Origin of the sequence: Bradyrhizobium sp. CCGUVB1N3 (assembly GCF_024199925.1) — a bacterium.
GTDB lineage: Bacteria > Pseudomonadota > Alphaproteobacteria > Rhizobiales > Xanthobacteraceae > Bradyrhizobium.
The window spans coordinates 8,092,523-8,106,495 of sequence record NZ_JANADR010000001.1; the positions used below are offsets into that span (position 1 = coordinate 8,092,523).

Below are 13,973 nucleotides of genomic sequence, written 5' to 3' on the forward strand. Positions count from 1 at the left end.
GATTCAAGATGCGTGGTTCGCGTCATGCCAAGATCGTCGCAACACTTGGTCCAGCAACCGCCGCCCCCCTGAAAGGATCCGTGCTCTCCATCTTGCGGGCGCAGATACCTTCCGGCTGAACTTCAGTCGTTTGCCGACCGCGCACCCAATTGGGACCAGATCCGCTGGCAGACCGGCTCGTCTGCTTTCTCCCTAGACTTGAGCCGCTGTTGGAGAAATCCAGCAGCGGCTTTTTTCGTCATTGGATCAGCGTAGTCGCGGCGAGCGGTACCAGGAACGACGTCACAAGGGCATTCAGGCTCATGCCGAGGCTTGAAAAGACACCGGCGATCTCGTCCACTTGGAAAGCGCGCGCCGTACCGATACCGTGCGCCGTAACGCCTGCGGCGAGACCTCGCGCGCGAAAATCGGTTATCCCGACGAAGTTCATCAACGGCGTCACGATAATGGCGCCTATGATACCCGTGAGAATGACCGCCACGGCTGTTAGGGACGGATCCGCATGCAACATTTCGCTGATTCCCATCGCAACGCCGGCTGTGACCGATTTCGGCGCCAGGGACAGGATCACGTCGCGTGGTAAGCCCGCGGCCTCAGCAAGTAGCACGACAGATGTGACCGCCGTGAGCGAGCCCGCAATCAGAGCGACCAACATCGGAACGACCGCCGCAATAACCAGCGCGCGATTCTCATAGAGTGGCACCGCAAGCGCAACCGTTGCAGGCCCGAGCAAGAAGTGCACGAACTGAGCTCCGGCGAAGTACGTCGTATAGGAAGTGCCCGTTGCAAGCAAGAATGAGCCGATAATCCACATCGCGTGTAGGACGGGGTTAGCGAGTGGATGACGGTGCTTTGCCAGCGATACGCAATCCGTGATCGCATAGACCAGCAGCGTGACCGTCAGCCAGAGTAACGGAGATTGTGAGAGATAGACCCAGAGTGAGAAGGGATTCTCCTTCATTCCGCCTCCTATTGCCTCATAAACTGACTGACAAGCCTGAACGTCAGCACGGTCGCGAGCAAGGTGGCGGTTACCGAGAGCATAAGAATTGTGATGAGCGCGATACCATGGGTAGCGATCACATCGAGCTTCTGCACGAGGCCAACACCGGCAGGAACAAAGAGGAGCGACAGATGGGTCAGAAGTACCTTGCTGACTTTCTCGACGCCCTCGTTTCGGAGAGGGCCGCGAGCGATCGCCACGAAGCGGTCCCGGGCAAGCAGCATGATCAGCAAGAGCACAAGCCCGAGCACAGGGCCGGGCAGCGGTAGAGCCAAGCCCCGCACAATGACCTCACCGACGAGTTGGCAGACAAGGAGGACGGCGAGACCTGCGATCATGGAAGAGTTTCGTTGCGACTGACTGCATCAAGGCGATCCGATAGAGACTTGTCAATCGCCACGATCCAAAGCACGTGCATTTCGTCGCGAGCACGCGTCAACGCCTGGCAGAGATACGCGACCGGAGCGCACTCGCAAGAATCTCGGCTTGGACATCGTTCCGATCGCGCTCGATGAGGACATGCCGCATGGCGGCTCAGCGACCGACTATCAGAGCGATTTTGCGATGATGGTCGGAGATCCGTTGCTCGCCTCGCGCCAGTCGCTCCAGCCGGGATCGATGCGTGGCGCCGATAGCTCTCAAATGTGCTCCAACCATCGATTGATCATTCCGTCGTAGGATACGAGGAGGGCCCCCTTTATGCCGAGGAAGCTGAAGAGCATTACGCGCGCGTCGGTTCCAAACAAGCGATCGAGCAAGTGAGCCGGAAAAACTGCAGTGATCGAATCTGCACTTGCGAGACCACGCCAGAGGGGGAACCCGCAGGACAATCTTTCAAGTCCCACGCTGCCGTTTCGCGCTGGCCGGCTTGTACCCGTTTTGGTCACGTGTATCAAAAATGAATACACACGCGAGTTTCACGGCCTGTTCTGCGCCTTGGGCTAGGTTTAGAGAGATTGATGGCAGGACGTGTGCGCTTCGGCCCGGTGGGCCCCTTCAGCGTGCCTCTCGCCGATGGTGATGAGTGAGTTCTTGGCCTTGCCTCGAACTCAACAACCCGAGCTTGGGGTGGATTGCTTGCATGTCGCGGTCTTCGGCTCGCGCTGCCAAGATGCGGACCGATAGACGTTGTTCATACGGCGAGTACGTCGGCGATCGGTGAAGCCGGTGAGGGCCACCTCCACAAATCTGTTAAGCAAATGAAGCAAACATCACGACGGTGAGAGGTCAGTCGGGTTGCGAGCCCGACGGCGGTGGACCGACGCCGAGGAGCTTCGGATCATCGAAGAGAGCTTGGCGCCGGCGGCTGTCGAAAGTTGCGCGCCAACATGAAGCGTTGACCCTAATCTGCTTCCCGTTTGGCGGCGGCAGGCGCGCGGGGAGTGTTTGGCCTCGCCGACCACCTCCGGCAGGACGACAAGGTCCCGTTGCCTCAGTCTTCGCGGTTCGACCAGCGAGCACTGACAGCGCCTACCAGGACGGGGCGCGATCGAGATAGGGTTCGCGGCCGGGGCCCGGATGCGGATCATGGTCGGTTGAGGCGCCGACGCCGATGGCCGCGCTGGCGGGGCTAGCTGATGGCCGCCGCACGATTTCCGTTGCCCCCATGTGTTAGCCGCCCCGAAAACTGGATTTTAGAAATCTGCTTGGCTTCGTCAGATAACGCCCTACAGCCGCGCCGAAATAGGCGTTCATGACCATTATCGAATTCATCTTGCAACGCCCCTGGACCGCTGCACGATCGGTGCCGCTCTCACGAGGTATCTTGCCCCCTGTTGTCGGATCGTCGCTTCCAAGACACTGTGATGTTCGGACAACGAGCGGTACACGTCCTCGCGGCTAAGTCATTGACTAAAATGGAGAACGAGCTTCTCTGGGCTCTTCCTGCGCGGTTGGCACGACTCTTGAGTTCCTCTCATTGCGCGCCGGCAGGAGCGGCCGCGCGATCCTAGTGGTGAGGCCAGGCGTCCATGACGCTCAGGTCATGCACGGCGACTGAGGGACAGGTCATGGACCGTCTGGAATTTCTTCGGACGAAGATAGAGAAAAAGGAGCTTCCAACCTATGTCTATGGCTATCCTTCGAAGCGATCGTATCGGGTTTTCCCGCAACCACTCCGCATAACTGATGTTGTTGAGCAGGCTAGTCGCTCAAAGCAAATCAACATCTATATCCATATTCCGTTTTGTCGCTACCGCTGCACCTATTGCACGCTCTTTCTTACAACGCGCAATAGACAGGCGACCCAAGGGGCTTACGTTGCCCGATTGGTGGAGCACATCGCGCGATATGGAGAATACTTCGGAGATCGAGAAGTTGTCAGTATCTATTTCGGCGGCGGCACTCCGACGCTGCTAACACAGCATCAATTCGGCGAGCTCTTCGCCGCGCTCGACTTTGCATTTCCAAAACGAAGCCGCCGATGCGAGATTACGGTGGAGGCCGCGCCGGACTCTTTCAATAACAACCTTCTGGATTGCTTGAAGGCACTTGGCGTCAATAGAATGAGCATGGGCATCCAAAGCATGGAGCCTGGCGAACTTGCGAACTGCGGAAGACCATATTCGGTCGAGATTGCAAAAGCTGCAATCGAAGCTGTCATCAAGCGCTTTTCTCACGTCAACCTTGATCTGATTTACGGCCTGCGTGGTCAAAGCCGCGACTCCTGGAACTTTTCGCTTGGCCGCGTGCTCGACTATGAGCCGCAGACAGTTTCCCTTTATCCCGTTGTCGTCCGTCCGATGACGAACATCCTTGCGTCGAAAACGAACAATCCTGAATTATTTTTCTCTGAAGCGGAAAAGTATGAAGTCTACGATCAGAACGCTGCTTTGATGGAATCTAAAAGCTACCGCCAGGAATCCTTCACCCGTTTCACCAGGATCACCGGCGACCAAGCCTATCGGCAGGAGGTGTCGGACTTCGAGGGAACGCCCCTGCTAGGATTGGGAGCTGGCGCCAGAAGCTATTTCGGCCAATATCACTATAGTACGGGCTATGCCGTAGACCGGAGCACGACTTCGCGGATTATCAAGGCCTTCTCGGATCGTCCGTTCGATCCCGAGGCAATAGCATCACACGGAATTAGGCTGGCTCCGGACGAGCTTGTGCGTCGTTACGTCCTGCTCGGCCTCACATTGTCAGCCTTAAGCAGAAAAAATTATGCTGCATTATTCGGACGGGTGCTGGCAGTGGACTTTGGCGAAGAACTGAAGGCGCTCGAGTCTTTGCGCCTCGTCAATTTGGCAGATGGTGATGTTTATCAACTTACTCATAAAGGGTTCAAGTATTCGAGCATTATGGCCCGAATGTTCTATTCCAACACGATGATTACCCTTGAGGAGCAATATCAGGCAGTGTGAGGGCAGTATGGAAGAGGAGGCGAGACATTCACCGTTTTGGTGGGATGCGGGCTACGCCGATCACAACGTTTCATGTATGGGTGGTCCTAGCCCGGAAATCTTCGAGATCGCGCCAGCACTCCGTGCGGAAAGCGTGGTTGTCGAGCTTGGCTGCGGCGAGGGGCGCAACGCTCTCTATTTGGCTCAATTCGGTCATCAGGTCATCGCGACCGATATATCTGAAGCCGCTATCTCCAAGCTGAATCGGCTCGCAAACCATCTTGCCGTGAAGCTAACAAGCGGCGTGGCTGCCGTTGAAGATTTCCTGCCCCCTCCTTGCCTCGACGTCTTTATAGCGCATTCGGTCTTGCATTTCACGGAACGGACCGTCTGGAAACCACTCGTCACAGCCCTGGTCGATCGAACGCGGCCTGGAGGATTTCATTGCTTCACCAACACGCTCGATCAACCAGACCATCCTATCCCCAAGGAGGGGTTGGCAGCTGGCCACAAAAAGTCGTTCGCACGTGGAGAGCTGGAGGCCATCTATACAGAAGCCGGCTGGGAGATCTTACGGTCCGATCATTACATTAAATGGGACTCGCATCCTGGCATCCCAATTCATTCGCACTGCATCGAGAAAGTTGTGGTTCGTAGGCCCATCGGATCTGAAGGTCTCCCGCGAATGAGAGCTGAGCCCATCAAGGCAGCCGGGATGATTCCTACCGAACAGTTTGATAGGTTGAAACTGGGCACGCCGCGCGATGCCATCATTGAAATGTTCGGCTCGCCGTCAGCCAGCCATGGCGTGGCGACTAACCGCAAGACGGTCGGAGGCAACAATCAAGGGGCCATAGCCGACGGTTACTTGCGAGAGGATATGATCTTTGGCGATCACGGTCTTCAGTTCGTTAACGGAACGCTCACAGGCAAATATCGATATTTCACGCCCCCGATGCGGTTGAGCATTCGAGAGGTGTAAACTTCGACAAAAGTTCTCAATAGGATCTTGGCTGCAGAGCCACGTCGTGGGTCTGCTCTTATTCGTTCCTGGCGGGAGTTTCCGACGTGCCATCATGGGCGAAGCCCACAAGAATATCTAGGCCGCGACTGAAATAACCTCCAGGGCCTTCGCGGCGAAGTGCTGGGGCAGGGCAGACCTCGCATCTTGCAGCAGCGCCAGCCTTGCTTAGGCACGCTGCTTGCTTCGTTCAAGGAAGCATTGCCGAAACTCCCCGGCGATGTAGGGGCGGGCCGGCGCATCACATCGAGGCGTCGGGGCGTCGGGCCGCTCCGCTTCTGAAGCCCATCAATAGGAGGATATATGAAAGCCCACGTTCGGGCAGCGGCGGCTGCGGTTGCGTTGGCCCACACGTTGGGGCGCGCAATCGTGCGCGTGCACGAATACGAAGCTTCCGTATCTTCCAGGATCAGCGTGTCTGTACGAGAGGGAATAGTCAGTGGTTATGACTACGGCAGGCATTGCTACGTAACCGGTGCCTTACCGAACCTGTACCACCATGGTGAACGGTCGCATTTGATGCTCAAACCGAAGAACTCCGGTGTCTACGGCGGCTTCGATCACGATACGTCATCCTACTTCTCCGTGAAAGTCACAGGCGGTGAAGCCTGCGTCTACGACTACAATGAAGACCTGTACTTCGCATACAGCGTCTGACCATACATCCAGAGCGGGCGCTCGCCCTCGCTCGACGCTGCGATTGCGGTGTCGTTCCACCGATTTGACAGAAACCCAACTCACCTTGTCGCATCCGCAACATTGCCGGGGACATTTATTCGAACGCGGCTTCGCCGTCACCAGCAGGACGAACCAGTTTGCTTGAATATTTGAACCCTCATCCGCGATTGGCGCGAGGTTTGCTAGGGATCCTAGCAACGCGAACGTCGCCCATGAAAGTCACTGCTAAGGCCCATCATCCGGGCGCGCCAAGGCTCTTCGCATTGGTGCTCGGCACGAACGAAATCGCTTCTGCCATCGCCACGAAACTCACCGAGGCGACGTTTGCCGTGGTGATGAGACACGATGCCTTTCCACCGGTGATCCGCCGCCGCATGGCATTTCATGACTCGCTGTTCGGCGAGCTATGCGAAGTTGAGGGCGTCGTGGGCAAACGGGCCGATACGCTAGCGGAAATCACGTGGATTCACGCCGACCCGAACAGCGTGGCAGTGACCGAAATGCACTTCTTCGACATTATTGCCTTGCGTTCGCTATCCGTGATCGTCGATGCACGCATGCAGAAGCGTCGAACACCTCGCGACCTCCGCGGCTTCGCACCGGTAACAGTCGGCATCGGGCCCGGATTCGAGGTGGGCGTCAACTGCGACACCGCCATCGAGACCCATCCAATCCAGACCGCTACAATTGTCTCCCGAGGTGTCACCAAGCTGGCAGACGGTCGAGCCGGCGAGCTCGGCGGCGCGGGACGCGAGCGCTTCGTGTATTCGCACCGCGATGGCATCTGGCGCTCAGGTGTCGATATCGGCACGCCATTATCCAAGGGCCTGCTGGTGGGCTGTCTTGGCGGCAAGCCGGTCCTGGCGCCCATTGGAGGAGTGCTCCGCGGCGTTGCTCGGGACGGCGCGCGCGTGCCGGAAGGCGTAAAATTGCTGGAGGTCGATCCACGCGGACGCCAGTCCTGTTGGACCGGCATGGATGAGCGAGGGCGAGCCATTGGATGCAACGCCGTCGCAGCCATAGAGAAACTCATCTCGCCTCGACCGGGTGATTGTCCACATCTTCGTCGATAGTTAAGGAGAAAGATTGTTGCCGGCGCGCTCTTTGGTCTGAACTGCTCCGGTGTAGACCCCGGACACCTCCATGCAGCGGTGCGTTAGCAACCAATCGTTCCACGCATTCGCAAATCCATCTGGATTACGGAAGCTTCTCATCGCCGCTGCTCAGAACACTGAATTGCCGATTGCAATGCTGACAATCTTCTTCGCTATCATCTCCCTTCTTTACGCGACTGTTGGGCAGGCGGGTGGTACCGCGTTCCTTGCCCTCATGGCCTTTGCATCGTTTCCATCAACTCAGATGCGACCGACAGCGTTGTTGCTCAACATCGTTGCCGCCACGTATTCGACATGGCTGTTCAATCGCGGTGGGTTTATTGATTGGAAGAGGTTGAAGCTTTTTCTAACCGCCTCGGTGCCAACTGCGCTGATTGGCGGGTTCACAATCCTATCTCCCCATCTCTATGATGCTATCACCGGTGTGGTCCTGCTCTTCGCGGCTGCGATCTTGTTGATCGGGCGAACCAGGAGAGCGGTCCCTGATGGTGAGACGCCGTCGTGGGGCGCAATTACGACAGGAGCCGGCATCGGCCTCGTCTCGGGGCTTACTGGCGTCGGGGGCGGCGTTTTCCTCGCGCCTGTCCTTATCGCCATGCGTTGGGCTTCACCCAAAGAGACAGCAGCTTTGTCTGCCCCTTTCATATGGGTGAACTCCGCAGTTGGCTTGGTCGGCGCGATTTACGCTGGACAGTTGCCTTCACCGCAGACATGGCTATACGCACTGGGGGCCGTCACAGGGGCGATGATAGGGACCACGATCGGTCTTCGTTGGCTGTCGGAAACGACAACGCGCTATCTAATTGCTGTTGTACTTATAGCCGCGGGGATCCTGCTTATGGTCCTTGCAACGACATAACACCATGAGGTCGGGTCTTGGATCTATCCCAGTCGCTGCTCGCCAAGGAATGTCTGCTCCTGATGCGGCAGAAGAGTTTAGGATCTTGGCGGCCTGCGTTCCGCCGGTCGCTCTCCACTCGCAGGCACACCGGCGCGACCGTAATCTCGAGCCAAAGCAGGCGATGACGCTTATCGCTGATACCCGAGTGAACGAATGTGGCTTCATCTGTGAAGCCCTGACCACGAACAACATCGTCCATGAGGCGCGTACCTGCTCGGGATCGCCGCTCGGCCATCGAGCTGGTGGCGGACGTCCGGTTCCGTCCAATCTTGATGACCACGGCGGCGATGGTCACGGCCTCCTACCGTTAGCGAACTGGCAGATCGGGCGACGAAGTATCCAACTTTTTTTCTACTCCTAACTCTTGCTCCCAAGGAAAACCGTCCTATTTCAACCTCGCCTGTGCTGGCACTCGCGGGCCTCGATTGCTAGCAATTTGGAAATCGTCAACTTGTACAAAGGCTTAGGAGAGCTGCATGAGTTTCCGTCCGCTTCACGATCGCGTCGTGGTCAAGCGTATTGATGCAGAAGAGAAGACTGCTGGTGGCATCATCATTCCAGACACAGCCAAGGAAAAACCCTCGCAGGGTCAAATCATCGCCGTTGGCCCGGGCGGCCGCGATGAGAGCGGCAAGCTGATCCCCATCGACGTCCAGGTCGGCGACCGCGTGCTGTTCGGCAAATGGTCGGGCACCGAGGTCAAGATCGACGGCCAGGAGCTGTTGATCATGAAGGAAAGCGACATCTTGGGCGTTCTCTCCCACGTGTTTTCCAACACTAAGGCCGCCTAGTTCAACCGCTCGCACCGCTCACCCCTGAGGAGCGCCTGCCGGGCGCCTCGCCAAGGGTGAGATGAGACCAAGACAACTCAGGGAAACCAATATGTCAGCCAAAGAAGTCAAATTCGGCGTCGATGCTCGCGACCGCATGCTCCGCGGTGTCGACATACTCCACAATGCGGTGAAAGTGACGCTCGGCCCGAAGGGCCGCAACGTCGTCCTCGACAAGTCGTTCGGCGCTCCCCGCATCACCAAGGACGGCGTCACCGTTGCCAAGGAGATCGAGCTCGACGATAAGTTCGAGAACATGGGCGCCCAGATGGTGCGCGAAGTCGCCTCCAAGTCCGCTGACGCGGCTGGCGACGGCACCACCACCGCGACCGTGCTGGCGGCTGCGATCGTCCGTGAAGGCGGCAAGGCGGTTGCCGCCGGCATGAACCCGATGGACCTCAAGCGCGGTATCGACATGGCTGTGGAAGCCGTGGTCGCCGACCTCGTCAAGAACTCCAAGAAGGTCACCTCGAACGAGGAGATCGCCCAGGTCGGCACCATTTCGGCCAATGGCGATGTGGAGATCGGCAAGTTCATCTCCGACGCCATGAAGAAGGTTGGCAACGAGGGTGTCATCACCGTCGAGGAAGCCAAGTCGCTCGAGACCGAGCTCGACGTCGTCGAGGGCATGCAGTTCGACCGCGGCTACATCTCGCCCTACTTCGTCACCAACGCCGACAAGATGCGCGTTGAGATGGACGACGCCTACATCCTCATCAACGAGAAGAAGCTCTCCTCGCTGAACGAGCTGCTGCCGCTGCTCGAGGCCGTGGTGCAGAGCGGCAAGCCGCTGATCATCGTCGCCGAAGACGTCGAGGGCGAGGCGCTCGCCACGCTCGTCGTCAACCGTCTGCGCGGCGGCCTGAAGGTCGCGGCCGTGAAGGCTCCGGGTTTCGGCGACCGCCGCAAGGCCATGCTGCAGGACATCGCGATCCTGACCGGCGGCCAGGCGATCTCGGAAGATCTCGGCATCAAGCTCGAGAACGTCACGCTCAACATGCTCGGTCGCGCGAAGAAGGTGATGATCGACAAGGAGAACACCACGATCGTCAACGGCGCCGGCAAGAAGGCCGACATTGAAGCTCGCGTGGCCCAGATCAAGGCGCAGATCGAGGAGACCACCTCGGACTACGACCGCGAGAAGCTCCAGGAGCGTCTCGCCAAGCTCGCGGGCGGCGTCGCGGTGATCCGCGTCGGCGGCGCGACCGAGGTCGAGGTCAAGGAGCGCAAGGATCGCGTTGATGACGCGATGCATGCGACCCGCGCCGCGGTCGAGGAAGGCATTGTCCCGGGCGGCGGCGTCGCCCTGCTCCGTGCCACCGAGGCGCTCAAGGGACTGCGCACCAAGAACGACGACCAGAAGACCGGCGTCGAGATCGTGCGCAAGGCGCTGTCCTGGCCGGCTCGGCAGATCGCGATCAACGCCGGTGAAGACGGCTCGGTGATCGTCGGCAAGATCCTCGAGAAGGATCAGTACTCCTACGGCTTCGACTCGCAGACCGGCGAGTACGGCAATCTGGTCACCAAGGGCATCATCGACCCGACCAAGGTCGTGCGAACTGCAGTCCAGAACGCCTCCTCCGTGGCGGCGCTGCTGATCACCACCGAGGCCATGGTCGCCGAGTTGCCGAAGAAGGCCGCTGCAGGCCCCGCCATGCCCCCGGGCGGCGGGATGGGCGGCATGGGGGGCATGGACTTCTGATCCAGCCGCCTCACGCCGAATCACGAAATGCGAAAACCCCGGCAGCAATTGCCGGGGTTTTCTAATTGGGGCGCAGTCACATGCGTCGCCTTTGGCGTGGTAGGCGCTTTGTTGATCGGCAGCCCCTGGTTTGAGCTGGAAACCCCAATATCTAGATCCAGGCTGGCCGCGCGGTCACAGCGATAGCCTCCCCGCGGGGCACACCTGGCACAAACGCTGGGACGGAATCGTGACAGAGCCGGCCAACCCTGCTGACACTCACTGATGCGGTGATCCGCAACGCCACGCTGACGCTCAGCAAGGCGCTACATCATCTCCACGGCGTCAAGCTGCCCGACCTCGCTCTGCGCATGCGCGCCACCGGACTTGGGTTTACCTCTTCACCGAGGCGGGGGTGAGGGGGACCCAGTGCAATGAACGCGCTGAAGGTCTCTGCCGGAAAATCCTTCGGGGTGTTCGGATCGGGCTCGGTCGGGCTCTCCGCGCTGATGGCAGCGCACGTCGTCGGCGCCACCACGATCATCGCGGTCGATACCAATCCGGCAAGGCTCGAAATCGCGAAATCTCTGGGCGCGACGCATGTGATCGATCCGCGCCAGACTAATGCGGCCGAAGAGATCATGCGGATCACCGGCACCGGCCTGAACTTCGCGCTCGATACCACGGGCCTGCCTGTGGTGATCCGCAACGCCGTGGAGCGCCTTGGCCCACGTGGCGCCTGCGGCATTCTCGGCGCGTCTGGGCCCGATGCGGAAATCGTGCTCAACGAGACGCATTTCATGAGCGCCGGCCGTCGCCTGATCGGCATCGTCGAGGGCGACTCCAATCCTGACGTCTTCATTCCGGTGCTGATTGATCTGTACCGGAGCGGACGCTTCCCGTTCGAGAAGCTCATCAAGTTCTACACGCTCGATGAAATCAACGCTGCAATCCACGATTCCGAGACCGGAGAGCTGGCTCCGCAAATTCGGACAGTAGCTTGAGTGGATTTTCTGCCTGAGAGCGGCGAGGCTTCTTGCCGCGAATCAGGAGCGAAGATGACGAAGAGGAGTCGCCGGACGCATTCTCCGGCATTCAAGGCAAAGGTGGCTTTGGCGGCCGTGAAGGGGGAGAAGACGTTGGCCGAGCTGGCGCAATTGTTTGATGTCCATCCGAACCAGATCACGACCTGGAAGACCCAACTCCTGGAAGGCGCCGCCGGAGTGTTTGGGCAGGACAACGGACCGGCCGAGGCGCCGGTCGATTTGAAGGCGTTACATGCCAAGATCGGCGAGCTTGCGTTGGAGAACGATTTTTTGTCCGGCGCGCTCACCAAGGCGGGCCTGCTGAGCGCAAAGCGATGATCGACCGCGACCATGATCTGTCTGTCGTGCGCCAGGCGAAGGTCCTGAACCTTGCCCGCAGTACGGTTTACTATGAACCTCGGCCGGTTTCGGCCGAGGACCTTGTCTTGATGCGCCGGCTCGATGAGCTGCACCTCGATTATCCCTTCGCAGGGGCGCGCATGCTGCGATCGCTGTTGCAGCGTGAGGGCATGCAGATTGGCCGCCGCCACGTCGCGACGCTGATGAAGCGCATGGGGATCGAGGCGATCTATCGCCGTCCGAACACGAGCAAGCCCGCACCGGGCCACAAGATCTACCCGTACCTATTGCGCGGATTGAAGATCGAGCGGCCGAACCAGGTCTGGGCAATGGACATCAGCTACATTCCGATGCGACGTGGATTCGTCTACCTCGCGGCGGTCGTCGATGTGTTCAGCCGACGGGTGTTGGTCCATCGCGTATCGATCACGATGGAGACGATATTCTGCGTCGAAGCGCTCCAGGAGGCGTTGGCGAAGCACGGCAGGCCCGAGATCTTCAACACGGATCAGGGTAGCCAGTTCACCAGCCTCGACTTCACCGGCGTGCTGCTGGACGCGAACATCGCCATCAGCATGGACGGCAAGGGTGCCTGGCGCGACAACGTGTTCGTCGAGCGGCTGTGGCGCACTGTCAAATACGAGGAAGTCTATCTGCGTGCTTACGACAGCGTGCTCGAGGCGCGAGCATCGATTTCCAAATATCTGGCGTTCTACAACCGAGGACGTCCTCACTCGAGCCTTGACGAACGCACGCCCGACGAGGCTTACTTCGGCGCGCAAACGATGGTGACGGCCGCATGATCGTCGCCAACGATTTTGCTGCGGCTCTGGTCGGGCTTACGCCCTCCCGACGCCACAGCAAAATCGTAAAGCCCCGCCTTCAGCATAACCCGGCAGGAATCCACTTAATTTTCGCGGGGCGCTGTCCAAACAACCGGGGCCAGCTCTCGGCACCGTGATCAAACCGATCGAGCGGATGAACTGAACGCAGGTCATTCGTAGCGGGCGAGGGGCGGATTTGGCCGGCATTTCGTCCATCCTAGATGGCAACCGACCGGTCAACCGGCACGCCGTTCACTGTCCAATGGAGGAAGCATGTCCAAGCAGCAACTCGCAGCGATTTTGCAGATGAGCGCGCAATTCCCGCCGCCGGCCGACGGTAGTCCGGCGGACATGCGCGCGTGGTTCGAGGCGATCAACGCACAGACGCCGATCTCTGACGGCGCCGTGATCGAGCGGGTATCGTCAGGTCCCCTCGGCGGCGACTTGATCCGCTATCCCAATTCGGACGGCGGGCGCCTGATCATCTATTTCCACGGCGGCGGTTTCTTCTTCGGCTCGTCGCGCTCGCACCGAGTCGTCGCCGCCAATCTCGCGCGCGCAGCCGGCTGCAGCGTTCTCGCCGCGGACTACCGGCTCGCGCCGGAACACCCGGGGCCCACCGCGCATGATGATGCACTCTCCGTCTACAAATGGGCGTTGGAGCAGGGCTTCGCGCCATCGGCGATCTGCCTTTCGGGCGACTCTGCGGGCGGCAACCTCACCATATCGACGGCGATGCGTTCTCGCGACGAGGGGCTGCCCAATCCGGGTGCGCTCGTGGTGATGTCACCGGCGCTCGACTTCACCGGCGAGAGCGAGTCGTTCCGCACCATCGCCGACACCCCGCTGCTTACCCCGCAATTGATGGAGCTTTTTAAGCACGCCTATTTCGGCGCCCAGGTGCCGACATCGCCCTATCTCGCGCCGTTGAATGGCGACCTGTCGAAGCTGCCCCCGACCTTGATCCATGTCGGATCATGGGAGCTGCTGCGCGACGATAGTGTGCAACTCGTTGATCGGCTGCATAAGGCGGGTGTTTCCGCCGAGCTGAAGATCTGGGACGGCATGTGCCACTCCTGGCAGCTATTTGCGCCGATGCTTGATGAAGGGATGGCTTCGATCGAAGAAGCAGCAGCCTTCGCGCGCGAGCGCCTGTCGCATTGATCCCTCAAGGTGTCCACTGCAGTTCGCACC

13 protein-coding genes are annotated in these 13,973 nt (G+C 59.4%); 11 read left to right on the forward strand and 2 right to left on the reverse strand.

Translation table 11 applies throughout. From position 1 onward, the window contains the following. Positions 1-238: 238 nt before the first annotated feature. Positions 239-961: an LrgB family protein gene (locus NLM33_RS38330; RefSeq protein ID WP_254103587.1), complete on the reverse strand. Its 723-nt coding sequence runs from the start codon at positions 959-961 to the stop codon at positions 239-241. Positions 962-969: 8 nt separating this feature from the next. Next, on the reverse strand, positions 970-1,341 hold the full coding sequence (locus tag NLM33_RS38335; protein WP_254103588.1) for a CidA/LrgA family protein: 372 nt from the start codon (positions 1,339-1,341) through the stop codon (positions 970-972). 148 nt (positions 1,342-1,489) lie between these two features. Between NLM33_RS38335 and NLM33_RS38340 the strand changes: the two genes are divergently transcribed. The 11 genes from NLM33_RS38340 (at position 1,490) to NLM33_RS38390 (ending at position 13,943) form a co-directional block, all read left to right on the forward strand. After that, positions 1,490-1,681, forward strand: coding sequence for a hypothetical protein (locus tag NLM33_RS38340; RefSeq protein WP_254103589.1), 192 nt, complete (start codon positions 1,490-1,492; stop codon positions 1,679-1,681). 1,331 nt (positions 1,682-3,012) lie between these two features. After that, positions 3,013-4,365 carry a coproporphyrinogen-III oxidase family protein gene (locus tag NLM33_RS38345; RefSeq protein WP_254103590.1) on the forward strand — a complete coding sequence of 451 codons (1,353 nt, stop codon included), beginning with the start codon at positions 3,013-3,015 and terminating at the stop codon, positions 4,363-4,365. A 7-nt stretch (positions 4,366-4,372) separates the two neighbouring features. Beyond that, positions 4,373-5,326, forward strand: coding sequence for a methyltransferase domain-containing protein (locus NLM33_RS38350; RefSeq protein ID WP_254103591.1), 954 nt, complete (start codon positions 4,373-4,375; stop codon positions 5,324-5,326). Between the two features lie 342 nt (positions 5,327-5,668). Beyond that, positions 5,669-6,022, forward strand: a complete 354-nt coding sequence (locus NLM33_RS38355; RefSeq protein WP_254103592.1) for a hypothetical protein — start codon at positions 5,669-5,671, stop codon at positions 6,020-6,022. A gap of 233 nt (positions 6,023-6,255) precedes the next feature. Next, positions 6,256-7,116 (forward strand): xanthine dehydrogenase, encoded by an 861-nt coding sequence (locus tag NLM33_RS38360; RefSeq protein ID WP_254103593.1) that lies wholly within the window; start codon positions 6,256-6,258, stop codon positions 7,114-7,116. 70 nt (positions 7,117-7,186) lie between these two features. Then, positions 7,187-8,017 (forward strand): sulfite exporter TauE/SafE family protein, encoded by an 831-nt coding sequence (locus NLM33_RS38365; protein WP_254103594.1) that lies wholly within the window; start codon positions 7,187-7,189, stop codon positions 8,015-8,017. A 518-nt stretch (positions 8,018-8,535) separates the two neighbouring features. Beyond that, positions 8,536-8,850, forward strand: coding sequence for a co-chaperone GroES (gene groES / locus NLM33_RS38370; protein ID WP_254103595.1), 315 nt, complete (start codon positions 8,536-8,538; stop codon positions 8,848-8,850). A 91-nt stretch (positions 8,851-8,941) separates the two neighbouring features. Beyond that, entirely contained in the window at positions 8,942-10,591 is a 1,650-nt protein-coding gene (gene groL / locus NLM33_RS38375; protein ID WP_254103596.1) for a chaperonin GroEL, read from the forward strand. A gap of 413 nt (positions 10,592-11,004) precedes the next feature. Then, entirely contained in the window at positions 11,005-11,574 is a 570-nt protein-coding gene (locus NLM33_RS38380) for a zinc-binding dehydrogenase (RefSeq protein ID WP_254103597.1), read from the forward strand. Positions 11,575-11,628: 54 nt separating this feature from the next. Continuing rightward, positions 11,629-12,758 (forward strand): IS3 family transposase gene (locus NLM33_RS38385; protein WP_254095161.1). Its coding sequence is split into 2 segments (ribosomal slippage): positions 11,629-11,881 and positions 11,881-12,758, totalling 1,131 coding nucleotides; the frame shifts between segments, so codons are not numbered across the junction. A gap of 465 nt (positions 12,759-13,223) precedes the next feature. After that, positions 13,224-13,943, forward strand: coding sequence for an alpha/beta hydrolase (locus tag NLM33_RS38390; RefSeq protein ID WP_254103598.1), 720 nt, complete (start codon positions 13,224-13,226; stop codon positions 13,941-13,943). The last annotated feature ends 30 nt before the right edge of the window (positions 13,944-13,973 follow it).